The organism is Thermomonas aquatica, assembly GCF_006337105.1.
In the GTDB taxonomy this organism is placed as follows: domain Bacteria; phylum Pseudomonadota; class Gammaproteobacteria; order Xanthomonadales; family Xanthomonadaceae; genus Thermomonas; species Thermomonas aquatica.
Map to the genome: position 1 here is coordinate 1,359,521 of NZ_CP040871.1, position 25,650 is coordinate 1,385,170.

26 protein-coding genes are annotated in these 25,650 nt (G+C 56.7%); 15 read left to right on the forward strand and 11 right to left on the reverse strand.

The window, feature by feature from the left end:
- Positions 1 to 132 precede the first annotated feature (132 nt).
- Both FHQ07_RS06545 and FHQ07_RS06550 read right to left on the reverse strand, forming a co-directional pair.
- The gene (locus FHQ07_RS06545) at positions 133 to 1,095 is read right to left on the reverse strand and encodes a helix-turn-helix transcriptional regulator (protein WP_139716050.1); all 963 of its coding nucleotides are present in this window, start codon (positions 1,093 to 1,095) and stop codon (positions 133 to 135) included.
- A 2-nt stretch (positions 1,096 to 1,097) separates the two neighbouring features.
- On the reverse strand, positions 1,098 to 2,603 hold the full coding sequence (locus tag FHQ07_RS06550; RefSeq protein WP_139716051.1) for a DUF2779 domain-containing protein: 1,506 nt from the start codon (positions 2,601 to 2,603) through the stop codon (positions 1,098 to 1,100).
- A gap of 216 nt (positions 2,604 to 2,819) precedes the next feature.
- Between FHQ07_RS06550 and FHQ07_RS06555 the strand changes: the two genes are divergently transcribed.
- The 3 genes from FHQ07_RS06555 (at position 2,820) to FHQ07_RS06565 (ending at position 5,144) form a co-directional block, all read left to right on the forward strand.
- Positions 2,820 to 3,401 carry a HEPN domain-containing protein gene (locus FHQ07_RS06555; RefSeq protein ID WP_240703563.1) on the forward strand — a complete coding sequence of 194 codons (582 nt, stop codon included), beginning with the start codon at positions 2,820 to 2,822 and terminating at the stop codon, positions 3,399 to 3,401.
- Between the two features lie 352 nt (positions 3,402 to 3,753).
- Positions 3,754 to 4,356: a hypothetical protein gene (locus tag FHQ07_RS06560; protein WP_139716052.1), complete on the forward strand. Its 603-nt coding sequence runs from the start codon at positions 3,754 to 3,756 to the stop codon at positions 4,354 to 4,356.
- 35 nt (positions 4,357 to 4,391) lie between these two features.
- Positions 4,392 to 5,144, forward strand: a complete 753-nt coding sequence (locus tag FHQ07_RS06565) for an HNH endonuclease signature motif containing protein (protein ID WP_168191488.1) — start codon at positions 4,392 to 4,394, stop codon at positions 5,142 to 5,144.
- On the opposite strand, the gene FHQ07_RS06570 is transcribed toward FHQ07_RS06565, so the two are convergent.
- The 4 genes from FHQ07_RS06570 to FHQ07_RS14540 all read right to left on the reverse strand — a co-directional run bounded on the left by FHQ07_RS06570 (position 5,141) and on the right by FHQ07_RS14540 (position 10,300).
- Entirely contained in the window at positions 5,141 to 6,421 is a 1,281-nt protein-coding gene (locus FHQ07_RS06570) for a hypothetical protein (RefSeq protein ID WP_139716054.1), read from the reverse strand. The two genes, FHQ07_RS06565 and FHQ07_RS06570, sit on opposite strands and share 4 nt — an antisense overlap.
- Positions 6,422 to 6,513: 92 nt before the next feature.
- Positions 6,514 to 8,676, reverse strand: coding sequence for an AAA family ATPase (locus FHQ07_RS06575; RefSeq protein ID WP_139716055.1), 2,163 nt, complete (start codon positions 8,674 to 8,676; stop codon positions 6,514 to 6,516).
- Between the two features lie 254 nt (positions 8,677 to 8,930).
- Positions 8,931 to 9,194, reverse strand: a complete 264-nt coding sequence (locus FHQ07_RS14720) for a PcfJ domain-containing protein (protein ID WP_139716056.1) — start codon at positions 9,192 to 9,194, stop codon at positions 8,931 to 8,933.
- Entirely contained in the window at positions 9,092 to 10,300 is a 1,209-nt protein-coding gene (locus FHQ07_RS14540) for a hypothetical protein (protein WP_139716057.1), read from the reverse strand. Before FHQ07_RS14540 ends, FHQ07_RS14720 begins: the two co-directional genes overlap by 103 nt.
- A 1,114-nt stretch (positions 10,301 to 11,414) precedes the next feature.
- Between FHQ07_RS14540 and FHQ07_RS06590 the strand changes: the two genes are divergently transcribed.
- The 3 genes from FHQ07_RS06590 (at position 11,415) to FHQ07_RS06600 (ending at position 14,443) form a co-directional block, all read left to right on the forward strand.
- Positions 11,415 to 12,410, forward strand: a complete 996-nt coding sequence (locus tag FHQ07_RS06590; protein ID WP_139716058.1) for a phospholipase D family protein — start codon at positions 11,415 to 11,417, stop codon at positions 12,408 to 12,410.
- A gap of 405 nt (positions 12,411 to 12,815) precedes the next feature.
- Positions 12,816 to 13,397 carry a hypothetical protein gene (locus FHQ07_RS06595; protein WP_139716059.1) on the forward strand — a complete coding sequence of 194 codons (582 nt, stop codon included), beginning with the start codon at positions 12,816 to 12,818 and terminating at the stop codon, positions 13,395 to 13,397.
- 605 nt (positions 13,398 to 14,002) lie between these two features.
- On the forward strand, positions 14,003 to 14,443 hold the full coding sequence (locus FHQ07_RS06600; protein ID WP_139716060.1) for a hypothetical protein: 441 nt from the start codon (positions 14,003 to 14,005) through the stop codon (positions 14,441 to 14,443).
- Between the two features lie 292 nt (positions 14,444 to 14,735).
- Here the strand turns inward: FHQ07_RS06600 and FHQ07_RS06605 are convergent, their stop codons facing one another.
- Both FHQ07_RS06605 and FHQ07_RS06610 read right to left on the reverse strand, forming a co-directional pair.
- Complete coding sequence (locus FHQ07_RS06605; RefSeq protein ID WP_338419642.1) at positions 14,736 to 15,191, reverse strand: phosphatase domain-containing protein; 456 nt, start codon at positions 15,189 to 15,191, stop codon at positions 14,736 to 14,738.
- 113 nt (positions 15,192 to 15,304) lie between these two features.
- Positions 15,305 to 16,264: an ADP-ribosylglycohydrolase family protein gene (locus FHQ07_RS06610; RefSeq protein ID WP_139716062.1), complete on the reverse strand. Its 960-nt coding sequence runs from the start codon at positions 16,262 to 16,264 to the stop codon at positions 15,305 to 15,307.
- Positions 16,265 to 16,776: 512 nt separating this feature from the next.
- Here FHQ07_RS06610 and FHQ07_RS06615 point away from each other — a divergent pair.
- The 6 genes from FHQ07_RS06615 (at position 16,777) to FHQ07_RS06640 (ending at position 19,169) form a co-directional block, all read left to right on the forward strand.
- Positions 16,777 to 17,061: a hypothetical protein gene (locus FHQ07_RS06615; protein ID WP_139716063.1), complete on the forward strand. Its 285-nt coding sequence runs from the start codon at positions 16,777 to 16,779 to the stop codon at positions 17,059 to 17,061.
- On the forward strand, positions 17,058 to 17,489 hold the full coding sequence (locus FHQ07_RS06620) for a type II toxin-antitoxin system TacA family antitoxin (RefSeq protein WP_139716064.1): 432 nt from the start codon (positions 17,058 to 17,060) through the stop codon (positions 17,487 to 17,489). The genes FHQ07_RS06615 and FHQ07_RS06620 overlap by 4 nt, the downstream gene beginning before the upstream one ends.
- On the forward strand, positions 17,486 to 17,836 hold the full coding sequence (locus FHQ07_RS06625) for a hypothetical protein (RefSeq protein ID WP_139716065.1): 351 nt from the start codon (positions 17,486 to 17,488) through the stop codon (positions 17,834 to 17,836). The genes FHQ07_RS06620 and FHQ07_RS06625 overlap by 4 nt, the downstream gene beginning before the upstream one ends.
- Before the next feature lie 6 nt (positions 17,837 to 17,842).
- Entirely contained in the window at positions 17,843 to 18,295 is a 453-nt protein-coding gene (locus tag FHQ07_RS06630) for a hypothetical protein (protein WP_139716066.1), read from the forward strand.
- Positions 18,292 to 18,804: a hypothetical protein gene (locus FHQ07_RS06635; protein ID WP_139716067.1), complete on the forward strand. Its 513-nt coding sequence runs from the start codon at positions 18,292 to 18,294 to the stop codon at positions 18,802 to 18,804. Before FHQ07_RS06630 ends, FHQ07_RS06635 begins: the two co-directional genes overlap by 4 nt.
- 74 nt (positions 18,805 to 18,878) lie before the next feature.
- Positions 18,879 to 19,169, forward strand: coding sequence for a hypothetical protein (locus FHQ07_RS06640; RefSeq protein ID WP_139716068.1), 291 nt, complete (start codon positions 18,879 to 18,881; stop codon positions 19,167 to 19,169).
- 605 nt (positions 19,170 to 19,774) lie between these two features.
- Here the strand turns inward: FHQ07_RS06640 and FHQ07_RS06650 are convergent.
- From FHQ07_RS06650 to FHQ07_RS06660, 3 genes are all read right to left on the reverse strand, one after another.
- Positions 19,775 to 20,065, reverse strand: coding sequence for a hypothetical protein (locus FHQ07_RS06650; RefSeq protein ID WP_139716069.1), 291 nt, complete (start codon positions 20,063 to 20,065; stop codon positions 19,775 to 19,777).
- Between the two features lie 127 nt (positions 20,066 to 20,192).
- A complete protein-coding gene (locus FHQ07_RS06655) occupies positions 20,193 to 22,370 on the reverse strand; it encodes a VIT domain-containing protein (RefSeq protein WP_139716070.1) in 2,178 nt (725 codons plus the stop codon).
- The gene (locus FHQ07_RS06660; RefSeq protein WP_206202361.1) at positions 22,367 to 22,801 is read right to left on the reverse strand and encodes a MerR family transcriptional regulator; all 435 of its coding nucleotides are present in this window, start codon (positions 22,799 to 22,801) and stop codon (positions 22,367 to 22,369) included. The genes FHQ07_RS06655 and FHQ07_RS06660 overlap by 4 nt, the downstream gene beginning before the upstream one ends.
- Positions 22,802 to 23,426: 625 nt before the next feature.
- Here FHQ07_RS06660 and FHQ07_RS06665 point away from each other — a divergent pair.
- From FHQ07_RS06665 to FHQ07_RS06675, 3 genes are all read left to right on the forward strand, one after another.
- Complete coding sequence (locus FHQ07_RS06665) at positions 23,427 to 24,137, forward strand: hypothetical protein (RefSeq protein WP_139716072.1); 711 nt, start codon at positions 23,427 to 23,429, stop codon at positions 24,135 to 24,137.
- A 140-nt stretch (positions 24,138 to 24,277) separates the two neighbouring features.
- Positions 24,278 to 24,838 carry a hypothetical protein gene (locus FHQ07_RS06670; protein ID WP_139716073.1) on the forward strand — a complete coding sequence of 187 codons (561 nt, stop codon included), beginning with the start codon at positions 24,278 to 24,280 and terminating at the stop codon, positions 24,836 to 24,838.
- Between the two features lie 25 nt (positions 24,839 to 24,863).
- Positions 24,864 to 25,649 (forward strand): hypothetical protein, encoded by a 786-nt coding sequence (locus FHQ07_RS06675; RefSeq protein WP_139716074.1) that lies wholly within the window; start codon positions 24,864 to 24,866, stop codon positions 25,647 to 25,649.
- Position 25,650: the final 1 nt, after the last annotated feature.

Consider the following 25,650-nt stretch of genomic DNA (forward strand, 5'->3'; position numbering starts at 1 on the left):
CATGTCTGCCCAAACTGCTTTACGAACAGTCGGGATCCTCTAAGTCAATACTGCAAGGCGCTACTAAAACCCTGAGGTAGGCCAAGCATGCGCATGATTAAGCCAATCCACGGCGCCAGACTCACTCGCACCTTACGGCCGAATCTTTAGCCGCCTTACCCGGGATACGGCATCCCCAAATCCCCGTAGCCACCACTCGAGCATCGCCGAGTCCACGACGGTGGCGGAGATCTCGTAGTCGTCTCCGAGGTCCTTTACCGACTGGTCTTCGGAGAGCCTGGACTCGAGCAGGAAATGCCCATGGTCCTTGTCAATGCGAAACGTCAGGCGGACCTTCTTCCCATCCCCGAAACCAAACCGTCCCTCGTCGTCGTACTGCTTAAGATCGAATCCCTTTGGGCGTTTGAATGTCAGAGTCGAGCCCTCAGCTGCCTGTACGCGATGGATGGCCAGCGCGCGATTGTCGTCATACCCATCGAAACGACAAATGAGGTACATCCGCGGGCCTTGCTGGGCGAGGCCGAGAGGCGTGACCCGACTGGTGGTCACGCCTCCCCCGGCATTCTTGTAGGTCACGGTCAAATAGCGATTGCCGTACAAGGCCTCGCACACAGTCTCGAACACGGTCGGATCAATTTTTGGCGGCAATAGCGGCTGCGAGGTCGCCACCACACGTACCTTGGCCGGCCAATCGCGCTCCAGCGAAGGTGGACCGAGCGGATCCAAGTTTTGACGCGCTTGGGCGAAGAAGCCGTCCATCGATTTCAACAGGTGCGCAGGGAGGAGGTTGCGCAGGTGCTCTTCGGCCAGACGTAGCAGCAACGACTCTTGGAGGGTTAGACCCGGAACAGAGAGGCCGCTAGCGTTTTTCTGCCAGGAGTACCCGTATGGCTTCGTCCTGGTATCCCGTTCAATGTGAAAGTGTTCGCTCAACAGATCGAGCTGGCGCTGGATCGTGCGTAGATCCCGGTCAAATCCGGCTTCCTTCACCTGCGCATGAAGCTCTTCCGCGGTGACTTTGCGATTGCGTGGAATGCGACGCAGCAGCTCGATCGCCAGAAGCGTGGTTTCCAGAGTGCCTGAGCGTTTTCCCATGACTACCGAATGGCGACCTTCGATCCACTGAACGCCGACCATAGCCGAACCAACGCCAGCGTATCCAGCGCGCAATAGGCGATGAGCTGGCGCTCAATCTCGTCCTTCCGCTCCTTGGTCGTCGAAGGGCCCACCGCCTCCACGAACGCCTCCATGGCCATCCCGCCATCCTTCACACCTTCAAGTTTGGCGTAGTCCAGATCGGGGCACAGCGCAGGTAGCACGGCCTTGATACTCCAACTGCCCTCCTGTGCGGGGTGGTAATAGTGGTCTCGTGCCACCGGCAAGAGGTCAACGACACGTGTCGCCAACGCATTCAATGGCTTGGCAAGGCGTGGGAAGCGCGCTGCCAAGTCCCGTATCCGGGATACCTCAAAACCGGCGTTGTACGAGAACACGGGACCTTGGCTGCCGCACGCTTCGATCAGTGCCTTGGCAAATCCCACGGACGGATCTTTCCCCGAAAGATCCAGGAACGATTCGTGTGCGAGCAGCCCTGTGCGGGAAAGCCGATGCACACTGAACTGAAAGGGGATTTGCTGGTAGGGCCGCGTGCCCTTCCAGATCGGCACGGCGAACTGGATGGTCTCGAAGTCCATGAAGTACGCCGGCAGCTTGTGGGGCTGCAACGCGGCTGCGGCCCCGACCCTGTTGAAGTAGGGCCTTCCTGACAACGTCACTTGCTTGACGCGCTGTTGCTTGTCATTGAGCAACTCGTCAGGCACTTGGCCCAGCTCGGTAAGCCCTTTCTCTTTGACGAAGGCTTGCAACGGCTTGCGGAGGGCGCCTGGTAGAAGGCTGATCGGATGCGCGACGGCCGGGCAAAGACTCATGCAATGCGCGCTGAAACTGCACTCGAAGGGGTCATTGCAATGCCGCCCCATTTTGAGGTCGGGCTCTTTTTTGCCGGCGACGACGCGGTGGGCGTCAGCGATCCAAGCCTTGACTTCATCGCCCCGTGACAGTGCCTCGACGGTCACATCGGTTTCGGCGAGAAGCCCGGCGTAGTCGCCGTCCCCCTGGTAAACCCAACTGCTGTCGATGCAGGCCACGGCCGCTTCCAACAAGGGCACACCCGTGGCCCGGGCAATGAATACCTGGATGGCCGCATCGTCACGGTGATAGTCCTTGACAGTGGTGGCGGACTTGACCTCAACCATCTTCCAGCCGCGCTTGCCACCCTTCCTGACGGGCAAGAGCACGTCGGCAAATGCCAGGGCGTCCGGCGTACGGAAGGCCGCCTCGAAGATTGGTTGGTTGGCGTCCAGCAGCCGCTTGGTCCGGTCAAAAACGGCATCGAATCCTTCGGCTTGCGCGTCAAGCAGCACGCCGCTATTTCGCGGGTCGTACTGCTGGCGAGCGATATCACCCACCTGATTGCCGGCCTTGAACTTGGCCTGCGCCTGAGCCGAGTCCTCGCGCAGATCTGGACGATGCACCTCCAGCCAGAGCCGCTTGGGGCACTGCCTGTATGCCACCAGCTTGGACTTCGAAAGCACGCGTCCCATACAGCCCCCCTGTTTGGCCGCTATTCCGACGCTAGCATGCTTCGGAGCCATATTCACCTTACCTGCGCCCTGCATCCGCAGCACTGCGATATCACCTCGGCTCCTCCTATGCTGCCAACGCCTGCGACACGATGTGTCGCTCACGATGCCACCCCGCTCTAGCCCGCGTGAAAGGCAGCCGATGCATACTCCACCTCAAGATCGGGGGAATAGGACGTGACACTTACCGCTTCCAGCCTAAAGGCACATCACCGCGAAATTCGGGATCAGCAGCCGGAGGCCCTGCGCCTGCGCATCCACCGGGCGCTGAGCTGGCTTGTGCGATCGGAGCAAGAAGTAGATGACTTGGACTTGCAGTTCGTCCTCCAGTGGATTGCGATGAATGCCGCCTATGCTCGAGAGTTCGGGCGCGAGGAGACGGAACGTGCTCGTGGGAAAGCTTTCCTGGACACATTGGTAACTCTGGATCGCGAGAATCGTCTGCACCAGGCCCTGTTCAAGCAGTTCACGGGGCCCATTCGCACCCTGATCGACAACAAGTTCACCTTCGAGCCGTTCTGGACGGCGATGCGGACGCACGATGCCAGCAACCGTTGGGAGGACGGGTTTGCAAACAGCAAGAAAGCGGCCTTCGCGGCCGTAATGCAAGGCGACACGACGAAGGTGCTGGGAATCGTATTCGACCGACTCTATGTCTTACGCAACCAGCTGGTCCATGGGGCGCCACCTGGAACAGCCAGGTCAATCGCGCCCAGCTCTCAGACGCGGTGGCTATCCTGGGGACGTTGGTGCCCTTGATGCTTGTGGTCATGATGGAGCACCCTGCGCAGGATTACGGTGACGCGCTCTACCCAGTTTTGTGACCGCCCAATAGCGCGCACCCGCCACTACGCACGACGCTGGTGATCCGGGCCATGCCCCCCCTCCCACTCTGAGACGAGCCTGCCGTCAACCGCCCAGACCGCTCGGAGAACCTAGGACCATGCACCACTCGCACAACCTCATGTAGACCCAGGCCCGCCATGCTCCGCGCACCCAATAGCCCGAGTCCGAGCCTTCTTCGACGCCCCCTCAATGCGATACAAAATGTCACAGCCGGCGTGAGCATCGTCATTGATGAATTTCACCCGAGGGGTCAGGACGTACCGCCGTGGCAATACAGATACAACTTCGCGAATTACTGTTCAACGCCTTTGAAGATCTGCAACGATCTGAAGAGAACGACATGCTCGCTGAAAGCCTCACAAAGGCTAGTAGCTTTGCACCACCGACTCAAAGCAGCCGTATCTCTGTGATCACCGCTGATTCGCCCCTCACAAGAGCCTTTTTGCTTATGTGTCTCCTCGAGGCGAGCGCACTGAAACGAAATCGCAAAACCCTAGTTATAACCGCCGGACGGAATGCGCCCAGCCAACTCGGCCATGGCCTTCTGTCGATGACCATTCCTGACGCAAGCTTCAGAGCGGGCACCCTGGCTGTTGGCGATTGGAGCAAAATTTCCGCCCACATCCAGCTTATACGAGCCGCTGACGTATCGATTATCATCAGAGGGAGGCGCCGCACAACTACGTTTATTACGCAGGTTGAGGAGGCCTTGCGCAGCACAGGGGCGGACGTATTGATAATCGATCAACCTCGTCTCTGTTTCCCAAGGCTAAAATCTAGAATGGAGACCGGCCGAACGGAACTCCCAGCCTCGATCGTGGCGTTGAGCAAAATGCAACCGTTGCAGATCATCGCTCTTGATACTTAGATTCCCACGGTCGTGCCGAAGAAATGGAGAACTGCGTGCGCTATCCAATTCTGATTCAAATTCGTTGGTCGTGGACAACCGAAACGATTTTGATTGAAGAACGAAAATCGCCCATCTCTGGAGCTGAATTTACTACTTCAGAGGTTTGGCCAGAGCAACCATTTCAAGTGGACTACGTAACTAACGTCTTGCATCACGAGATTGATGGATCAGTGCACCACTTGAAACTCGAGTATCGACCTGAGAATAACCTCAGCATACGCGAACTTACGGATTGCTTCGGCTGCGCCACTATCCAATACGACACGTCAGGCAAGACGAAAAACAAGGCAACGTGGGCGAACGACCCACCAAATGCAGACTACGATGGGGCAGCCAAAAGCGTAAAGATAATTACGGCGGGAGGTCCCGAGTTCTTGGGGTTCACCACGTCACTCCGTAGAAAGAGGAAACAAGGCCTATTCAAAAGCAGACTGTTGAGAATTGAGCGCTGTTGCGCGCTCACCGGCGAAAGCGAGCAAAGTGTTCTGGAAGCCGCCCACCTCGTTGAGGTTCAAGACGAAGGCAGCTACGACGTACACAACGGCTTCCTGCTCAGATCTGATGTCCATAGGCTCTTTGACAAGCGGCTGCTGCATATTGATCCAGCGTCCGGAAAGGCGCAGCTGTCCAACGAAATATCAAACAGCTCTGCTTACCACGCTCAAGCAGAGACATGGGTTCTTAAGGAGGCGGTCCTCCGCAGGGTCAAGGAATCGCTTTTGAAACGCACAAAAGCTGGTTGTTAACGAAAATTCGATCCGACGCGCATGCGCGTCCCCGTTGGTGAAACGATCCGCATCATCGCCAGCACTGCTTCCAGAGCATCATGGGAAAATGATTCATTTCCCGGCCCCGAGATCGTCAGGTGAGTCTCCTCGTAATCATCGAGGCCAATAAACGGCCTAACCACCAATGTCACCCGTTCGCGCCCTTCCCGGGACCGGAGCGAGTACGCCTGAATTTGGCCTTGAGCAAGCTCATTCGTGTATTTTTGGATGCAATGGCGCATTGTGATTGCCTCTTCCCGAATGGCCTCCGACGTATTTAGGCGGGCGGCCGTCCAAGCGAGGGGAAGTGCGAAGCAGTAATCCAGCGTCATTCTTGCAGGAGGCGGAATGCCGATAGCGGCAAACATCCGATCTGGACGCGGGAGTCCATCGTGAACGTATCGTTCGCATCGCAACCAGCGGATAGCCTGCCGAAGCTTGCTTAGCAGCTCCTGCGCTTTAACCTGCTTGTTGGAACGCAGCCGCTCGATTCCGTCGAGGCATTCGCTCCGCATCAAGTATGCGGAGGTAACACCGGTGCATCGGCGGATCACGTGCGCCACTGCAAGCCAGCGCCAGAATGCACGGGAATCAAGGTCAATCAGCTTTTCATGAGGCAAGTCCGCGAGCAGGCTTGCGACCCGCCGCGCCATTGGGTACGTGATCCAATACTGGCGAGAAGATGGGCGCCATTGCCGCATGGCACGAATAGCTGCCGGCCCAACCCGAAAGAACCGACATAGCGCCTCGATAAGTGGCTCGCGATGATCAATGGCGTGGAGCACACGCCACGCCGCAACGCGCCGGGACGCTGGCCCGCGCCAGCCGTAGGCCGTCTCGATGACACAGTCCAGCAGAAGCGGATGCTGAGCGACCGCTTGGACACGGTAGCTGCATATGTTCGCGTCGAGGCGGCGGTCGGTGCTGTAGATGTGCCAGGCTCGGCTCACCCCAGATAGCGCCAAATAGTCGTCCTCGGCATGGTGTGCCAAAGGCTGACCGCACGGACAGATGGAGCTCCTGTGGATCTTCACGCACGATGGATCAATGCCGTTGTCGAGCAGCATGTTGGAAAGGATGTGACACCAGAAGTCGAAGGCCGCTTCATCCGCGCCCTCGATCCACAGTGCCGAGGCGACGCGCTTCCTATCCTCTGTGTCCGCGATACGCCCCAGTATGCCGAGATCACCGCGTCCACTGAGGACGTTCTGGGCACATTCGAGCAGCTCGTAGAACAGGACTTCTGCTTGACCCACGGATGTATTCCCCTCAGAGAGGTCAACGTGCTTCATCTCTCGCCACGCATCGCAATACCTCGCGGCCAGAATGACGCGGGAGCGAACCCGGATCAGAAGCCGATACGGCGCTGGTTTGCACCCGGCTTGAAGCGCAGCTCTGCCTCGAGCAACTCCAGCAGTCTTGCTTGCGTCGGCGGTTGATCCAGCACTTTCAGCTGCCGCAATGCATTGGTGAAGTCTCCGGGGACCAAAGAGCCCATGCGATCCAGCCGATCACGCCCATGGTTCGCGCCGCCATGGCTTTCAGCGTCGACAGCGACACGCGCAAATAGCGAACGGCGCTGTTCGCGCGTTAGGTAGTCAAAATGCACCTTGAAGTCGAAACGCCGCAGAGACGCGGCATCCAGGCTGTCCATCAAGTTGGTGGACGCAATGAAGATGCCCTCAAAGGACTCCATCTGGGTCAGCATCTCGTTAACCTGGCTCACTTCCCAGCTCCGATGAGCGTTGCCGCGATCCTGGAGAAAGCTGTCCGCCTCGTCGATCAGAAGGAGGGCGCCCTCCTCTCGTGCCGCCTGGAACGCTCGCGCAATATTCTTCTCGGTTTGGCCCACCCACATGCTCTGAACGTCGGATGCACGCTTGAGGTGCAGCGGGACGTCTAGGACCTTGGCTAGATGGTGTGCGAACGCAGTTTTTCCCGTACCGGGCGGCCCATATAGGCAGATTCTGGCGGCTCGTCGTCCACTCAAGCCTGTTGCTAACCCTGTGATGTCTGGATTCGTGTTGAGAAATGCTGGGTCGTAGTGCGAAGGGAGAGGGGCACTTGCAGACTGCGCACTTCGTCCCATGACCTGGAGTGCAAGCCTGGCCACCTCTTCGGCCTCCCGATCACGGTCAGCTTGATGGGGGCTCTTTAGTGCTCGCAACACACCTGCGATGCGCTGGATGGACGCGGGGGGTAGCTGCTCCATTGCCACCAGTTTCGCGCGACTCTCCTGAGAAATCAGATCTTCGTCCAAGTGACGGTCGACAACGCGTCGCCGAAACGCACCTGTTGGGCCGCGAAATTCCAGTGAGAGAGCAAAGCGACGCAAGTACGCCGCGTCGAACGAAGAGATGCTGTTGCATACCCAAATGGTCGGAATTGGATTGGACTCAAGTGTCTGATTGAGCCAGCCTTTCCCGATCCGGTCTCCTCCCGATCGCAACGTAAGTCCAAACGGCGACAGGCTCGCCTCACTGCCAAAGACATCCTCCACCTCGTCGAAAAGCAACAGCTGCCCCCGCTTCGAGGCCAACAGGTTCTGCGCAAGGCTAAAGGAGCGAAAGCGCTTCTCCCCGGAGATTGGGTCTCCTGACGAGTCCTCGGTGGGCACCTCGCTCAACTCTGACCCAAGGTCATGCGCGAGCGCTCGGACGAACTCCGTTTTGCCGGTACCCGTCGCGCCATGGATCAGAATATTGACGCCCTCGCGCCGGGCTTTGATCGCGACGCGCAGGTAACGACGGAGCATGGAAATATCGAGGCGCTCAGGGTAGTCCTGCATCGTCAAGCTGGGTGATGGTGACACGCACAGGACGTGGCGGAGCAGTACCTTCTCGTCGAAACACGGCGCCAGAAGCAGCGTTGCGATTTCATCATCCATCTCCAGAGGATGGTTGCCATACACGTAGCTCAGGCCAGGCTGCAAGATGCCCGCGCGCCGTAGGGCACCGCCAGAAGCCAGTGCTTTTTGAATGTCCCTGGGCTTTATCCCCACCCCATGTTGGACCATGCTGAAAAAGCTCTGCAGCAAGCCCGCCCGCACCTTGAACAATTCCTGGAATGCTTCGACCCGGGACACGATGACCGCCAGACGCAGAACGCTCACCTCTGCCCTGCTTAACTTCAGGATGCCCCCGATCTGCGCGATATTGCGGTCCAAGTTCCGCAGGGATGGCATTCCACGCCTTGTGAGGCGCGCCTCCTGCTGACTCATCACGAGCAGGAGCTGGCTCGGCGTCAGCGTCTCACGACGAGAAGAAGGGAGCAGCTCCAGGCCGACCAAGCTCAGCAAGTCAGGCTCGCGAATGGTTCCTCGCTTGACTATTTTGGTGTGGAGCTTGGCGCCCCGAATCATCCTAAGGGCATAGATCGCCCCGGCGAGTTGAAGAGGGCCATCAAGGGCCACTGGACGAAACCTGGGCTGCTCCGATGCCATCCCGCTCTCGCCAACATCGGGAAAAGCATCCTCTTCCAGCATTGCCCGAAAATCAGTCATTGTCTTCATTGGTTCACCTCAAATCGAGGCTCAGCATGCGCTCAACATGCGACGTAATGTGTCGTCAGATCGCCGCGCAAGACCAGACAAACCTTTTTTCGCCGCTGCGTTATCGCCCCGGCCAGGCACCTTTGCAGAGGTGATCCACGCTATCGCAAAGCCGACCCTGGCTATGCTCTCGATAATCTTGAGCTGACGGTTAGTGACTGATCTTTTGCCGCCCGGCAAGGAGGCTCTCTATGAAGAAATGACATCAGCTGTGCTCAGATCGTCCCGAGATGAACTTCCAAATCAGGCCCACCTATCTCCTGCAATAGTTCCCCAAGCGCTATCAGCATCGAGGGGCGTAGCGGCCCGTTGTGCGATGCAGCGACCTCTACGTCAACGGGATCGTGCGATTCGCAGGTGTAGGGCGGCGGTCTGATCACAACCGTGGCACGCTCCACACCATCGCTACGCTGAAGTCCAAAGATCTGGACTTCTCCACGCGCCGCACGGCGAGCGTATGTCCCGACGCAATGCGCCATCTGGCGCCCCTCGCGCTCAATCTCTTCGGTGTCCAATAGCGAATGCGCGCACCACCCCGGGAAAGCTCAATTGCAAGGCGTGGCAGCGGCGTCGAAACCGGTTCCGGTCTCAAATAGGGCCTGAACAATATTCCTGACAACAGTACCGGCACGCCCCGAACAGGATTCCTGCGAACCACGCGAATAGCGGTCCGTAGCAACTTTTTCCTTTCGAGAGAGCTGACCGTCTGTGGCAGAGAAGCCACGTCCTCAAAGAGATCACGGGGAGCATGGAACAAAGCCGCGGGCTCGATGGACGCTGCGCGGGCAATGAGATCGATAGTTGGCAACCACGCCTGCAACTCCTCTGGCCGGAGAAGCCCTGCAGCGAGGATGTGACCAGGCATTGCTGGCAATGCACGCAACGTGCGGCGCGTCTTGCTGTAGCTCACCCAATCAGCGGGCCGGATCTCACTGTACCGGGAACTTGAGCGAACTGCCTTGCGATTGATCCGCAGAAAGCGCGCCAGTGGGGCGATGATCTTGTGACCGCCATCGACTGCATCGAGAACTCGCCAAGCCGAGTTGACCCGAGTTTCCGGGCCATCCGAATAGGCCGCCCAAACGGCTACGAACATCGCAGGAGGGAAATTGCCAACAGCCTGAACACGCCTGCGTCGAATCTCCTCAGCCACGGCCTCAGAGTGTAAGTAGTCATGCCAACACAGCGGCACAAAGGCCTCTTCCATGTGCGCATGCTCGGCAGCATGTTGGTTTGACAACAGACCGCAGCGGCAGCGCACTAACGCTGCTTCGTCTCCAAGATAGACCGCTTCCACGAAATCAAGACGCCACAGACACTCCGCTGGATGGCTGCTAAAAGCGTGGAAGCGTGCCAACCAGTGATGAGGCACGCCCTCCGTTGCGTCTCTCTGCATCAAATCGACCGCAAGCTTCCGACGTTGCCTGACATGCGCGATGCAGCCAAAAGCTCCCTGGCGACTCTCGCCTCGTAAGACAGTTTCAGCACTTTCCAGCAGATCGTGGTAGCTGACCGTTTCCGCCGCACATACATGTTCGGACGAGGCCAACTCGCTCCCGAGGCGATCGAACAGCTCGCGTTGCATGCTTGCTCCATCACTGATTCCAGTCTTTGCCAGGCTAGTCAAGCAAGCGACATCATGCGTCGCTGTCCTAGCGGACCGCGTCATGGCGGGCGCGGGCCCATCGTTCAATTGCCTTCAGATGGATAAGGCATATTTCGACCTAACGACTCGTCCAATTCGAGCCCCTTCGCGGCACCCCAAGCTTCAAGCTAATATTCACTTGCCCAAGGTCGCAAAATGGCCGGGCTTAGCTCAGGCGTTGAGCCGGGCCTGCCCTCATTCAAAACTGGAGTTTCTATGAACAGCGATCTTGATGTGCGCAGCGTCTACGATGCATTCCCAGTTGGGGACATCCCTTCGGTGCTTGGCGCTTTATCTCCCGGCGTGGAATGGGCGGAGGGAGCTGTATGAACAAGCTAAGCGACCCGATTCAACTGCGGACATTACTTAACAATTGTGTTGAGAATCCGAGTCTGCTACCGCCTATTTCCACAAGTGCGTATATCGTTACGTTGAATAAATTCAAAGGTCAGCCTGTGGCAGATTCCTTTCCTTTGTATGCCGGTGGAAATTCCAAAAATACAGATCGCTTTAGAACAAGAGTCGGCGATCTTATTGCAGACATGCTTGGCTTCTACGGCGGAGGTACCGGACACCACTCTGGCGGAAAGGCACTGCACGCTTGGTGTCAGAGTCAACTTATGAATCCCCTCGACCTCTACATATCTTGGGTAATTAAGTCGCCTTGCTTTCGTTGTGCAGAAATTGAGCTATATGACAAGTTCAAGCCATCGCTCAACAGAAAGGCTCCATCCATATGCAAGGACCACAAGCGCGCCTAACAATTCGTTAAAGCCGAGCCCGCTTCGCGGCATCGTGCAAGTACCATAGAGTTTCACTTGCCCAAGGCCGCAAAGCGGCCCGGCTTAACTCAGGCGTTAGCCTGATGAAAGAATTCGCATGCTTGATGGATGCCATCGGCAGCACAACCGTTGCAATCGTCTTACCCAAAAGAACCGGTGGAGGTCACTAAATCGAGAGTGCTAAAGGCCGGTCTGTTGGAAGACCTCCTCACCGGCCGTGTCCGCGTCACACCCCTACTGGCTGATCCTGAACCCTCACGGAGAGCATATCCATGCTGATCCACGGCAAACAGTACCTGTCGACATTTCGCGAAAGGATTGGAGAAGCAACCGTTGCGTCAATCGCCGTGGCCTTTTGGGGGCGCGGCGCTGAATCGGTATTCAAGGAGTGGCGCGGCGACAAACTTCGCATCATCTGCAACCTGGCATTGGGGGGCACCAATCCAAAGGCCGTCAAGGAGATCATGGCGATCCCGAACGTCGAGGTACGGCAGTGCGATGAGCTGCATGCAAAGGTGATCTTGACCGACAACGCCCTAATCGTTGGTTCCGCCAACATCTCGAGTAACGGCTTGGGCTTGGAAGATGATGAAGCCGCTAAGTTTCACGAAGTTGGCGTCCTGACCAAAGAGGTAGCCCTGCTCAAGGAGGGCCAGCACTGGTTCGATGCGCTATGGCCAAAGGCCCAAGAGATTAGCGACAGCGATCTGCGTAAGGCCGCGGATGCATGGAAGCGGCGTCGGCAAACCCGGCCAATTCTGGCGAAGAATCGCTCGAGGTTGCTTCTTGATCAGCCGCCGAACAGTTTGAGGGACCGAGCGGTCTTTCTTGTCGTTTACAGGAGCAGCATTAGCCAAAAGGCAGCAGAGGCCCTCCGCTTCCAGAAGGCGCGACTCCAAGGAACGTCGAGCGAGATTCCCCACGACAAGCTGGATATCTATGAAGAATGGGAAGCAGGGACTCTGCCTTTGGATCGTGAGGACATCCTCATTCCGGTTTACTGGGGCGCACGTGGCAAGATCACTGTGGAGAAGCCGCAGCGTCCATTGCCCGAGCTCCAGAGCCATTACGTCTCGGATGATGGTGAGGTATCCCTGGACTTCAGCGTTCAGCTCAGTGAGGACCGAGTACTTGGTTATACCTTCGGGTCTGAGGATCGCAAGAACTTGGCTTCAGATATTCGGCCGTGGTTGGAAAGTCTCGGGATCACGCCAGATGATGGTAGATCGGTTCCTTTGTATGACTATCTGAAGTGGCGGACGCGTTAGAGATGGAAATATTGAGCTAGTGCCAGGATATGCGTTGGGGCCAAACCTGAGGGGGCAGAATGCCCATGCGGGTCGAGGTGTGGCCCCACGCCACCTACTGGCTACTTGCCTGGCCCTGTTCGAAGACAGCTCCCTTCAGCAGCATTTTGGCGAGCGCGTCGATGCTGTGCTCCGCCGCACTCAGGTGTTTCGCGTGAGAAAAATGCCGAACGAGTCGTCCGAGGGGATCGTTATCGGGCTTGGGTAGAGCCGGCGAGCACATCCTGACTGGTCTACGAAACTTCACGCAGTGAAATAACAACGCAATCAAGCATGGCCCGCTTCGCGGCCTCGTGCAAGTAACATTGCGTCTCACTTGCCCAAGGCCGCAAAGCGGCCCGGCTTAACTCAGGCGTTAGACCACGTATGGGCTACCTTCTCACGGCGGGCGTTCTTGGGTTCCAAGTCCTCATCTTCATCACTATCGTCGGTGCGGGAGCGATTGGGCGCGGAAAGCTGTGGCTGGTTACGGCCGGATGGGTCGCCTTTACACTCTTCGGAAGCATTTTCACTGCTGGGCTACTACTTCTGCAGCTTCTTACAATTGCGGTTTCCTATACCGTCGGGAGCGCAGCAGCAGGCCGCAGTGCAACGCAACCTGAAGTTCAAACCGTCGTGGTACCCCCAAAGACCGAAGAGCCCGGGTCTAGTGGATATCAAACGCTAATGAACGTGCTCATGGTTGGTGGAATTCTTTGGCTCGTCTACCATTTTGGTGGCCAAGCGAAACAGGCAGCCCCTACACTCGCCGTCCAGATGGCACCTGTGGCACCGGTTGAAGTGCAAGCCGATTCAGCAGCCGTCAAAACCAAGCCGACGGCAGCCTCGCGCAACAACCAAGCTTCAAAACGAATTGACCGAAAGAATCATGTCACTTCAGATTTTCGTCATTGCTTGTCCCTGAAAACAAATCAGGAAATTGCAAAATGCGCAGAGCGGGCCAAATAGCCCGTGGTCTAACAATTCGTTCAAGCCGAGGCCGCTTCGCGGCTCGGCTGCATGGTGACGTGTACCACTCCGCCGTTCCGAGCAGCGGTCCGGCTTAACTCAGGCGTTAGGCGCTCTCGTCATGACTGATCTCAAGTGCCCGTTGTGTCATTCGCCAATAGACGACGACGTTCTCTATGGGATGTCGCATACGTCAAAATTTCATCGCTACCTTTTCGAGGTTTACTCGCCAGGTGCATCAAAAGGATGGATTTACTTGACAGAGCATTTGATCCGCGTAGCTAAAAACGAAGAACCACTATCACCACTTCTTACAAGGCATGTGATCACTTCAACAGGCGACCATCTTCGTCACGCTATCAATATAAGTAGGTCTCGGGGAAATGACCCCATTAGAACTTTGAATGACATTCCAGGCCAAACGCCACCATCCGACATTACTTATTGCACCCGAATGAAGAAGCGCAAGTAGTGGCCGCGCCTAACAATTCGTTCAAGCCAAGCCCGCTTCGCGGCCTCGTGCAAGTACCCATTGAGTCTCACTTGTCGAAGGCCGCAAACCTGTACTGCTTAACTCAGGCGTTAGGCCCTTAGGAGTCAGCGACATGGATCCACGAGTTGCACGTTTGAAGACTCCTCAGGATTGCGAGCGTTTCGCTAAGAACGCTGATGCATTGAACGAACCCGAGTTAGCGAAGGCAGCAAAAAGACGTGCGGTAGAACTGAGAGCTCTCGAACATGGAGCTGAGTCTGACGCCGAGCGTGAAGCTCTTGAGGCAATATATGCCGTTGAGGAAATTGCCACTCAACGGAATGGGCGCAAAACGAAAGCGTCGCGTACTTGGCAGAGCATTACGCGATACGGAATATTACCGACCGTCGAGCGGGTTGTAAGTCGAGCTAAAGCTACTGATGCTTATAACGATCTCGTGGAGCTTGGCTTGGATGAATTTACATTTGAATCAGTAGTCATTAAATACCCTGACTTGTTCAAGGCAGAAACGGTTGAGCGTGCAAAAGAGCGAATCAACGCGCGTCGGGCCTAACAATTCGTTCAAGCCGAGACCACTTCGCGGCTCGGCTGCATGGTGACGCGTACCACTCCGTCGTTCCGCGCAGCGGTCCGGTTTAACTCAGGCGTTAGATGCCGCTAGAGTTACGTGGCTGCCGGAAATTCAACCTCGCATTGACGCTTATGCAGATCAATTCCTTCTGCAGTGTTCGCGACAAACCTGTAGGCGCCTGGCGTTGTGAATACGTTCTCTTGCCTAGCATCGTTGTTGATGCCCACTAACGCACTCCCCGCAATTTTAAGCTCGCCCTTCTCGTAATCGTGACCTAGGGATGATCTCGCCGCTTACTTGCCCACGCATTCAAGTAGGACTCCTGCTCATATGTCTCGACCGCGTCTCGCCTCACTTCCCTGACTCTCGCAATTGCGTCGGCTGCCATCAGTGCAGATTCGCAATCTAACAGGAGCATTGCTGCCACGGTTCCTGCCCGCCCGAGCCCACCCTTGCAATGCACGAGGACTCCACCACCCGCGTGCAACGTGCTCACCAAGCCTGGGCGTGTTGTCCTCCACATCCTCTCGAAGGAATGGTCTGGAGCGCACTGATCCACGATGGGCAGGTGATGCCAACGCAAGCCAATTTCCTTCGCAATATGCGGAAGACCGTCAACGCAGAGGCTTGTCATTTCGTGGGATTCGATTAGGGACACCACGTCACAAGCTCCCCACTTGCGAATGGTTTCGAGATCCATGCGGAGATCGCGATCCCACGCCCCCGTCATCGCGTTCGGCTGTTTCTTGCCGGGGCAGAACGTGATCCCGATCTTTCCATCACCCACCTGTAGCGTCGCTATCAGGATTGGATGCGTCAGACTCGTCCTTGCAGCTTTTACTGTCACCGGACTAACTTGCCATGGGAAAGTAGGGCAGCCAACAAAGGCGCGAGGATGTCATTGCCTCGCAGATCCGCCTGCCATTTGGGGGGAATCCCCACGAGCCCATACATGGCCCCGGCTACGCCTCCTGCGATAGCAGCGGTCGTGTCAGTGTCGTTCCCAAGAGCCACTGCGCGCCGCACGCAAGCATCGAAACTGGAAGTCTCCAAGACTGCGGCGCGCGCCGACCACAGCGAATCCACGACGTAACCACTGCCCTGGACACGCTCGGCGTTCGCCGGGTCCAACACCCGTTCCATCTCCTGGGCGTCCAGCTCCAACGCAGGTGCTATCAACCTCAGTCGAGCAACCGCCTCCTCCCAGGGGTGAGGATGACCTGCAAGGACGCAACGCACCCAGAGCGAGTACAACGCACACGCGATTCTCGACCGCATGTGCCCATGCGTGGGCAGAGACTGCTCCGCACTCAACAAGGCGAGTTCCGGGTCGCTGCCCTGGTGCCAAAGGGCGACCGGCAACACCCGCATCAATGAGCCATTCCCGTTATCCCGCTCTCCGGCGGGGCCGGCTTGTCGAGGCGGGATCCCAGCCGCCAAGCGCCCTAATGCCCGGCTAGTCTGGATACCCACATCGAAGACTTTTCCATCGACTGCGCAGAACCCTTCTGCCATCCAGCGAAGCAGGCCTTTGGAGAAGTGCTCCAAGTCGAGCCCCTCCTGAACCAAGAGGCTGTCCAGCAACACCAGCGCTTGGGCGCCATCGTCGCTCCAGGTGCCAGGCAAAACCGAACCATGCGACCTACGAAACCCTGCCGGTGGTTGGAATTCGATCAGCTCTACGGGCGGCAGTGAGTCAGCAGAATGAAATTCATACGGCACGCCAAGGGCGTCGCCGACAAGGAGTCCAGTCAGACTGCCCGCAAGACGGTCGAGGTGAGCCCCGGCGATATCGCCACTCATCTTCTCTCCACAGTAATGGCGCCTTGGATCACTGTAGCCGAACCTCGGTCAGGTGCTTAGCAACGGTCGGTTGTCAGTCGGAATTGTCGCTGTAGCTATCGCCGGTTTTAGGGATGTTGTGCGGGGCCAACTCGCCCCAAGGCGTCCTATAGAACCGCGATGAAGGCGAGGCAACTTCGCATGCGCTTATGACTATGTCGCAAGCGACTCCCTTCATAAGAGCAGAAGCCTTCCAAGTGCCTCATTGCCCGCTTTATCAACGGGCACCCGCGTTCAGGAGCCACCATCGAGGAATAAGCAGAAGCCCATTCCGACTGAGCACACATTAAAAGATTGAAGCCAAGTCCAGGACTTGAAGCTTTTCTCATACAAATCAAAGCGATATGAACACCCCAAAGATCTAGAAGCTGAACGTATAGTGAACGCATACCCGTTTGTCTGTTCATGACCTTTCCAATAGTCGTTTTTCGCTTATTCTCTAGTCATCGTCAACGCAGGATCGCAGTCTACCCATGAACGCCACAGTCCACTTCCAAGCCCGCGCGCAACAAAGGGCGATAACCCCGGGGATGACTGAGGTGATCCTCAACCTGGGTCGATCAAACGGCAAAGGCGACCTGGTTCTCACTGGTAGAAGGGATCTCAAGCAGGAAATCCAATCCAAGAAGGAAGAACTGCGGATCCTTGAAAAGATGCTTGCTCACGGCGGTGTCGGGATTGCCGTCATTAACGACACACTGATCACCTGCTTCCACCGCCACAAGAAATTCAAGCGCTCACGCACGAGGAACCAATGACATACCACTTTGATTCAACGAAATATGGGGATGGGCGTTCGCTCGTTGAACGGTTCAAGCCCCGAGAACTCGGCAACTCGAAATTCAACATAAAAGTTCGCAAGACCGATTTGCGTTTGATCGACCGTTTGGCGGAGCTGACTGGGAAGTCACGCGCGTTCATCCTGAACGCTTTGGTGCAAAACATCCTGATGGACATGCTTCACGAACGGTACGAGGAAGACGAAGATTCCGCAGCGCTGCTCGCCCTCTACGCGGACCAAAAGCTCGGAAAGAGTGAATCGTCAACCGACGGGTGGTCAGCGGCACTCTTTGGCCTGGAATCGTATTTCGCAAAGAGCTATTGGCTCCGACACGATGACGATAACTACGAGCCTAGCGAAGAGTACTGGGAAATTACGCGACGGATACAGGCACTGAAGAAATGAAAAAAACTCTCGCCAGCAAGATCAAGCTCTCGTTGAATGACAGCCTATCCGAAGCAGACTCGGACGCTTTCGAAACGATTACGCTGCGTCCGAATGAAGACGTTGGGGCAATGATCAGCGCATTGAACGAACTGCTCCGTCTCCCGGTCTCCACATTGTTCGTCGACGAAGTTTCGAAAAAACTTTGTGATCTCCTTCTCGAAAGCAAAGACAATCAATCGATCATCGAGGAGTTCCTCGACGAGCCACTTCAGGCCGGATCTGTGCTGTCTTTGCTGGAAAAAAAGGGCGCGATCAAAGACGAGTCGGATGGCGAAGGAACTGCACATACCTTTGTCGAAGAATGACCGCACATGGATACCCTTTCAGTAGCGGTGCTTCTTTTTGCACTAGCAACCGCTGCCCTCTGGCGTGCGCTAATTCATCTAAAATCTAGAGCCCAGCGGTTTGAAGAAAGCAAGAAGGCCGCCTGGGTTTCCCTCCAATGCGGCTCCGCGGATTTGCCTTCCTGGATACAAAATGAAGAAAGGCTCTCGGCGTTCTTGTTCGGAGCTCAAAGACTGGCCTTACGTAAAGGGGTTCCACATCGCAAAATTCTGGAGACGCTTGCAACCGAGCACGTCTTTGGCCAACTGATTCGCTTTGCAGGGGCTCTTGAGCATCGCAAAGCCACATTTGCCGAACAGCAGTTGGCCGTGGCGGAAACTGTCGCCGAGCGATTCAATTACGAGGAACGCATGCGTGTCGCATCTAAGATCTTCTTCTCTGGCTGCAGCACGGACCAAAAGGAACGTCAAGAAATATGAGTGTCGATTTCGACGTTCTGCGATCTGATAAGAATGGATTGTACGGCCCAGAAAGCTATGTCGTAGCACGAGAAGGGATCGGTTACCTACGTTTACTTGGTAGCGAGCCTCAGTGGAGTCTCATTACCGCCACGGCAAGCGAAGATCACGATCGTATCGAAGTATGTAAGGACACACCTCGATTGGTTGAATCCGCGCTACGCCTTGGAGTAGAGCTTGGAACCTATCCAAACTTCGATGTGGACTGGAAAGGGCGTGAGTTCATCAGGATTTGTGTTGTGAATCAATTGCCTGGGGAAGAGCGAGAATCGGTGAACCAGAAGCTGTTGAGACTCCTCACTAGATTCTTCAAGATTTACGACGAGCACCTCCCAATCAATTCAAGATCGGGTAACGAGATGCGCCAACTCTATGCATCTCTTGCAACAGGCGATCCAGGCAATGACCTGTGTCTCGGTGGCGGCCTATGGCTAAGCGTCGATGGCTCGCTTCATGACCGGAGCCGGTAGAAATATCAATATGTGCAAGCCGATTCCGCTTCGCGAGTCAACGTCATCCAAGCGGTGGCCGCCAAGGAAACATCATGGCTGAGTTGAAACTACTTGAAGAACATCTCTTTTTTAAGATCGCGGCAGAGAGGGCTCGCGACTTGGCAGTGCAGCATCGAATACAAACGGGCCTAATGCGAACTCCTGGCGGTTGGGCAGTTTTGATTCCGCCCAAGGAAGTATCAATTCGGCCCTTTGCGCTATCCGATGATGAAGACTATCAGGCCGTTGATGACGATCCACCCGAAAATAGTCTGCGGCATGGTCTCGAGAACTGCGCAGACTCCTATGGAAGGATCTACCTCGGTGACGGTATCTATATATAGCGACCCTGCCTTCATCTCTCAGATCATCAGAATGCAAGGAATGACTCCGTTTTAACTTCTGCATTTCAACAACGGAGCAGCTATGCCCTTCTTCTACCCCCAATCGAATACGTACGCCCGTGGAAATTGTTCAGCCTGTTCTGCGGGATCATCTTCCTACTGATTGGTGCGTGGTCTTCCGGATTGCCCGACTGGGACGTGCCCATCAGTTTCATCATGGCTATCGTCACGTATTTAACCGCACCATGCAGCCTTCGCGTCTTTTTGGAGCGCCGACGGAAGCAATTCCCACAAGCATTGTTTTGGACGTGGGTTTCAGTGGACGGCACGTACACCATCTACTGGTTTTTTGTTGATCCCGCTGCGCTGATATTGCGGCCCGCGAACGCAATGGCGTCCCTTGCCCTGTACGGAATGTGCGGACTCGTATGGCTGTATCGCGGAACCTTGAGGCAGTTGGTCGAATTCACCGCGTCGCTATTCCGTAGACCCTGAGGCAGCGCCGTCCAAGAGGACAAATCTTACGCTTCGTCAGAGCGCCCCACGCTCTGCTCGGATAGGTTGCCGCGTATGGCTACGCTGCTGTCGCAGCTATTGCCTTGAACTTACTCATGCGACAAGCAGAAGGCCTGCACACAAGCACTGGCGATGTTCAAGGGCCGGTCGTCAGAGGCGACTCGGCGAATCGATTGCCGCTCTGACCCTGGTCTGCCACATACCACCCAGCCTTGCCCATTCACGTCTTCGATCAAGCAAACTTCCAAGGCCTCGGAAGAGATTTGGCTTGCCACCAGTGGACGACCATCCCTGGAATCGCCGCAGTAGATGAAGATGATTTCATGCCGGCATTCCAGCATCTCCAGCTGCTCGGAAACGTGTGCAGTGATCTCATCCATGACGGCAAGCGCAGTCAAGCGCGTTGGCTTCCGCGTGTCAGCAACTGACCACGCGGGCGAAAAGCACAGCGGCGGAGTGTCCAATGGGTTCTTAGGGCCAGATTACTTGTGGCTCGATCCTCGAGGATCAGCGCGTCCGGCGCCGCTTCGTTGTCTCGCTCGCAACCTGACAAAGAACCGAGAGTCGTGCTTCCTGATCATCAGTCAGGTTCGCCCCAGTGCCATTGTCCGCCAAGTCCTGGAGCACCTGCACCGCAGTTCGCAAATCCTCGATACGAAGACACGTTGCCTCCACATATCGGCTGACCAGCTCAAGGAGCTCCGCGTCAACCGCTGCGAGCACATGTTCGAGATCGAAATCACGTGGATTCATCTGTCCAAAAATCAGTCTCTCCAATGCATCGCGAAGAGCAGCCTTCGCGCGTGATTCTTCGGAGGGCGACAATGTGCTCCGGCTAACGTCACTGACCGGGACGAAGTCATCTCCCCGCAGGTCATCGAATTGGATATCGTGGAAACAGGCCATATTTACCTGAGGCCTTGCGGCGGCTGTAATGCGCTTGGATTGACGGGGGCTCGGGATCGACATTGACATTGACATTTTTGATGCCGCTACCATTCCATCCGACACCATGTGTCTAACAGGTACGACTGTCGGAAGCGCCATTCCCTTGTCGCCTTCCGCCCTGCGTTTGACGAGCACCGCCGATGTCATTTCGGTGATTAGCCGGTAACGCAGAGCAATGCTCGCTCGCAGGTCTGGCTGGGCATTTAGGTAGAGCTGCTGACCGGCCCACGCACGCCACACGCTGGCGGATTCGAGCTCTGAAAGTACATGGCGATTTTCAGCGCAAGCGCCGGTGACGAAAAGACCTACCGTCCTTGGCGCTTGGTCAGGAAAAGACGCAACCATCATGGCGACGTCACCTTGATAGACGGGACCGAGTAGGTTCGAGGCCATTACCGGCCCGTTCCAATTGACCTTGAACTCAATCGGATGCGCTTGGCAAGCGCGCCGGACATGGCGCATCACACCCGCATCGATGGACTCCGTGGGCACGGCACGCTCCAGGACACCACCTGTGCCTGCCGCCAGAGGCGTTAGCGCATCGACTCCGGCACTACTACCCACAGCGACAACAAAGATGCGAATCCCCTTAGCGGTGGCACGCTCGCGGGCGCGCTGCAACTCTTCCGGCTGAACTGCGCCATCGGTGACCAACAGGATGACCTTGCTGGATACATCTCCATCGAGGCCCTTGAGATCCTTGACTGCCGCCTCCAGGGCAGCTCCCATCTGCGTGCCCCCCATATCGGCTTGAATAAGGTCAGCGAGCTCCGTCATCGCACCGCTCACCTGCGAACTTGCCCGCAGTGGCCTTCTAAACAAGCGCTCAAAGTGGGAGCCGAATCGCAACACCTGCACGCGATCGCCTAGACCAAGCACTCGAGATACCGCGTGTAGAGCAGCTCGCGACTGGCCAATGGCGTCCCCGCTCATGGAGCCGGAACAATCGAGCACCAGGCACAGATCCATGCCGCGCTCACGCTGCATACCCATGCTGGCGCTCGACCCCGGCGCGATCGTCAGGATGGCAATGCTGCCATCGCCGTCACTGACCCACCGACAGCCGGATAGCGAGGCATCGCCCAAGTCAAACACCAAGACCAAATCCCGGTCGAGCATCGCATCCGGAATTCGCAAGGTTGTTTCCTCGGGATCGGATTCGAACGACACGCCTTGAGTTGCACACTGGACGGGCCTGCCTACCAACATGCCGCGGATTCTGATTTCTGCAGTCAACGGGTGCTCAACTGCAAAATCCACCTCTGGCACGGCCCATTCCTCCATCCGGTAGCGGCCATAGCGCGGTCGATGGACCAGTGGCAGACTGAAACGGGCCTGGCGATCCGCTACACCGAGTGTCGCGGCAAATCGCAGCACGATTTCACCTGTCTCACCTGGCTTCAGGTTGCCGAGGTTCACCGAGAGCATCCCCGGCTCCAAGCGCTCGAGCAGGACTGCACTGTCGCCCCCGGCAATTGCATCGTCGTAGTTCGCGCTAGCCGCCTGCTTTGCTATGACCTGCGCCACCAAGGTCTCCCCTGCGAGCGTCGCCTCCATACCGAGGAATGCCGCATCCAGTGGCACCGGGAAGCTGTAGATGGCTTCGATCGAGGAACGCCCCTTATTACTGAAGGAGTGGCGAAGCTCGTACTCCGCCAGCAAGTCCGTGATGACAACCTTCAGTGACGTGCGCGCCAGTGGCGTACTCCCGGATTCCATGCCCTGCGATGTGTTCATTCCGAAGCCCCTGTGTTGTTCGAATCCTGATCATGGTCGCCGGCGACCTGTTGTCCCACGCACTCCTCATAGATCTCCTGCACGCGTCGGAACAGCGTCCGAAGCTGTGCCTGCGTCAGCCCAGCCCGATCTGGCGCCACCACCAGCTCTAGGCCATCCGCGATCGTCAGATGCGACCGGACTTCCACGACTCCCGGCCTTGCGGGCGCCAGCGGGGGCTGGCTGCGTGCCTGAAGCAGGCTCGCAATGGCCTCCAGCGATAGCCCGGCGCTCTGCCATGTCCTGATCCTGAGCAGCTCCGCAAGATGAGCTTCTGTGTAGAAAGCCCCGCGCTTCTCACCTTCGGGACCCGGCAGCAGCCCCTTCTGGATGTAGTAGCGAACCGTACGAACCGGCACGTGCGCCTGTTCGCTCAATTGCTGCAGACTCAATCTCATATCGGACACCTTGACTGTCTCAAATAGTGTCTGTTACTTTTCGCGGCAAGTCAACCCGCCCCAAACGGCTACCGGTTCTGCGCTCACGGCCGGAGACAATGGTCGAGCTGACGAATATCCCAGGGCCTACGAGGGGCCAAACGCGAATCGATCAGACGAGGCAACCCATGGACGTTCCAGGCAAGTCGCTACCGAATCGCCCCCTCAGCCGCCACGCGGAGGCTCGCTCGCAGCAACGAGGGATATCGCTCAACCTTGTCGATCTCTTGCTGGACTTCGGACAGGAACGCCATGTCGGTCACGGAGCCACAGTACTGAGCTTTCCCAAACGGGCAAGGGAACGACTTCGCCGCGACCTTCCCCGCAAGATCTACGCCTCGATCTCGTCCAAGTTGGACGTCTACGCGGTGATCGGTGATCGAGGCAACATCATGACTTTGGGCCACCGGTACCAGCACCTGCGGAGCAAACACTAGGCACGAGGCGGACGTTCGAGAAAAGTTTTCGTGCCCATGCTTTTTCAAGCCACATCGTTGCGATGGTAGAGTCCGGCAGATGCTCGGGTAACGCCACGACACTAACAATTAATCAGGCTTAAGCCGGAGAGGGGGCTCTCAAGATGACAGCGTACCAACGCCTGCGAGACTTATTTGTCCCGCTGGACATCACCGTGGCACTGCCATCCGATCCATTCCTGAAGATCGATCGCGAAAAAGCCGCAAAGAAGTTGCGGCTGAAAGAACGGGCTGAGCAGAACGGGAGACAAAATCACCCGCCTGTCGACTCGACCGATTTCGATGAAGTCGAGCGAGAGATCATTGCTGAGATTAGCGATAATCTGCACCGCGCCCAGATCGATGGCTCCAACAATCACAGGATTTATGGGGAGCGCCTCTCCGAACTTGCGCTGTTAAGAGAGCTATCAGCTATTACTGGAGCGAGTTCGCAAGCCTTGGGGGACTACCAAGCAACAATCATCAATCGAGAGGGCCGGCTTGCCCTTGCCAAGACCGCAATCCGGGAGTCTTTCAAGGATCTAGCAAACTTCAAGCAAGAGCATGGGTTGCATCGGCCCGCCCATCCTGGCATCCAACCAATCTATGCGTGGGCCACCTTCGCACTCGCCTGGTTGATTGAAAGCCTCTGCAATACTGCCTTCCTTCGTGTAAATGATGATTACGGCCTGCTGGGGGATTCATCGCGGCGGCAGTCGTCGCAGGAGTCAATATCGCAGTATCCGGCTTCGTCGGACGCTATGTCTGGCCTTATCTCATTCATCGGCGCTGGCATTGGAAGGTTACGGCAGCGCTGGCGACGACGACTTGGCTAGTCGCCGCAATCGCCTGGAATTTACTTGCAGGGCACTTTCGCGACGCGAAGGCGTCCGGGCTTGCGAATCCGGAGGAGGCCTCGCTTTCACTCCTGGCCAACCACCCGCTTGCGTTCGATAGCATTTACTCATACGGAATCTTGGCTATCGGTATCGTGTTCTCCCTGGTTTCGGCAGGAACTGCCTTCAGGATGCAGGATCCTTATCCCGGTTACGGCGACGTCTACAAGCGGCACAAAGACAGGTGTGAAGACTACGCCGACGAGATCGAGCTCTCGCTTGAAGAACTGCGAGCCACGCGCGATGAAGCTATCGCCGAGGCACAAAACACGCGCGACGAGCTTCAAAAGCAGTTTAGAGAGCGCGGACGGATCCTTGAAGCCCGCAGCTCCCATCGGAACAGGTATCGCGAACATCAAGACTACTTGCAGTCAATCGCTGACGCACTGATTGCCGAATATAGAGCTGCAAACATCAACGCTCGCCAAGACGGGTTGCGCCCACTGCATTTCAGCACTCCGTGGCGCTTAAATTCGTCGGAGCTGGCGGCGAATCCGGACGAGCCCACTGCTGAGAAAGAAGTCCTTCAGGCCCAACAGTCATTAGAAACGTCAATCCAGACTGTGGCTAATGAGTACACAAACGCGATCCAGCGCTTTGAGCATCTGGATAGGATCAGGGAGACACTAGGCGATGCGTAGGAGAACCTCGGCGGCGTCCAAGCGCATGCATCAGGAGCGCAACAAGGCAATCTGGAAAGTCGCTGCGTTCGTGACAGTCTTGTCTTTGATCGCATTTCTTTACGCGAGATCAGTCTTGGGCCGTCGCGCGCTGGATGACGTCACTCTCTGTCCTGCAATACCAGACAGCGTCACGGTATTGCTGGTCGACGTGACCGACCCAATGACGCTCCCTCAAAAGCAGGATTTCCGCAATCAGCTGGATCGTTTGACTGCGGAGATTCCGAGATACGGGAAGCTCGTTATTGCAAAAGTAGACCCCGTCTCCGAGAAACTCCTCGTGCCCGTCGTGACTCGCTGTAATCCAGGGGTCGGAGCGGATACCAGCGACCTAGATGGCAACCCAGCGAAACTCGACAAACTTCACCGAGAGCAATTCATCGCGCCGATCCAGGATGCTTACGATCAGATCCTCTCTACATCTGAAGCATCTCGATCGCCAATTCTTGAGTCGATTCAATCCATCAATCTGACTGAGTTCGCTGGCGGCCCAGGATCAGATGTACGCAAACGCCTCGTCGTGGCGTCGGATCTCCTTCAACACACGAATGCGTTGAGCTTCTATAAGCAGCTTCCGGAGTCAGAATCCCTGCTTCGCAGCCAAGCCTTTAGCCGTGTACGCACTGACCTGCGTGGCGTTGAGGTTGATCTCTGGATGCTGCAGAGGGGCGATTCTTCAAGTTCACAACCCCGAGCGTTGCCGGAACTCTGGACTGAAATTATCGACGCCCAAGGTGGGCGTTTGATGCGTGTCTACACAGTGAGTGGATAAC

What these genes read in the sequence shown, in the direction of transcription:
- FHQ07_RS06610 (WP_139716062.1), bottom strand. Translation starts at nt 16,264, where the DNA reads ATGAGTGGCGATATCGCCGGGGCTCACCTCGACCGTCTTGCGGGCAGT.
- FHQ07_RS06630 (WP_139716066.1), top strand. Translation starts at nt 17,843, where the DNA reads ATGGATACCCTTTCAGTAGCGGTGCTTCTTTTTGCACTAGCAACCGCT.
- FHQ07_RS06545 (WP_139716050.1), bottom strand. Translation starts at nt 1,095, where the DNA reads ATGGGAAAACGCTCAGGCACTCTGGAAACCACGCTTCTGGCGATCGAG.
- FHQ07_RS06575 (WP_139716055.1), bottom strand. Translation starts at nt 8,676, where the DNA reads ATGAAGACAATGACTGATTTTCGGGCAATGCTGGAAGAGGATGCTTTT.
- FHQ07_RS06620 (WP_139716064.1), top strand. Translation starts at nt 17,058, where the DNA reads ATGACATACCACTTTGATTCAACGAAATATGGGGATGGGCGTTCGCTC.
- FHQ07_RS06615 (WP_139716063.1), top strand. Translation starts at nt 16,777, where the DNA reads ATGAACGCCACAGTCCACTTCCAAGCCCGCGCGCAACAAAGGGCGATA.
- FHQ07_RS06595 (WP_139716059.1), top strand. Translation starts at nt 12,816, where the DNA reads ATGGGCTACCTTCTCACGGCGGGCGTTCTTGGGTTCCAAGTCCTCATC.
- FHQ07_RS06600 (WP_139716060.1), top strand. Translation starts at nt 14,003, where the DNA reads ATGGATCCACGAGTTGCACGTTTGAAGACTCCTCAGGATTGCGAGCGT.
- FHQ07_RS14540 (WP_139716057.1), bottom strand. Translation starts at nt 10,300, where the DNA reads ATGCAACGCGAGCTGTTCGATCGCCTCGGGAGCGAGTTGGCCTCGTCC.
- FHQ07_RS14720 (WP_139716056.1), bottom strand. Translation starts at nt 9,194, where the DNA reads ATGGCGCATTGCGTCGGGACATACGCTCGCCGTGCGGCGCGTGGAGAA.
- FHQ07_RS06550 (WP_139716051.1), bottom strand. Translation starts at nt 2,603, where the DNA reads ATGGGACGCGTGCTTTCGAAGTCCAAGCTGGTGGCATACAGGCAGTGC.
- FHQ07_RS06655 (WP_139716070.1), bottom strand. Translation starts at nt 22,370, where the DNA reads ATGAACACATCGCAGGGCATGGAATCCGGGAGTACGCCACTGGCGCGC.
- FHQ07_RS06640 (WP_139716068.1), top strand. Translation starts at nt 18,879, where the DNA reads ATGGCTGAGTTGAAACTACTTGAAGAACATCTCTTTTTTAAGATCGCG.
- FHQ07_RS06605 (WP_338419642.1), bottom strand. Translation starts at nt 15,191, where the DNA reads ATGACGGGGGCGTGGGATCGCGATCTCCGCATGGATCTCGAAACCATT.
- FHQ07_RS06590 (WP_139716058.1), top strand. Translation starts at nt 11,415, where the DNA reads ATGCTGATCCACGGCAAACAGTACCTGTCGACATTTCGCGAAAGGATT.
- FHQ07_RS06650 (WP_139716069.1), bottom strand. Translation starts at nt 20,065, where the DNA reads ATGGATGAGATCACTGCACACGTTTCCGAGCAGCTGGAGATGCTGGAA.
- FHQ07_RS06625 (WP_139716065.1), top strand. Translation starts at nt 17,486, where the DNA reads ATGAAAAAAACTCTCGCCAGCAAGATCAAGCTCTCGTTGAATGACAGC.
- FHQ07_RS06635 (WP_139716067.1), top strand. Translation starts at nt 18,292, where the DNA reads ATGAGTGTCGATTTCGACGTTCTGCGATCTGATAAGAATGGATTGTAC.
- FHQ07_RS06675 (WP_139716074.1), top strand. Translation starts at nt 24,864, where the DNA reads ATGCATCAGGAGCGCAACAAGGCAATCTGGAAAGTCGCTGCGTTCGTG.
- FHQ07_RS06665 (WP_139716072.1), top strand. Translation starts at nt 23,427, where the DNA reads ATGACAGCGTACCAACGCCTGCGAGACTTATTTGTCCCGCTGGACATC.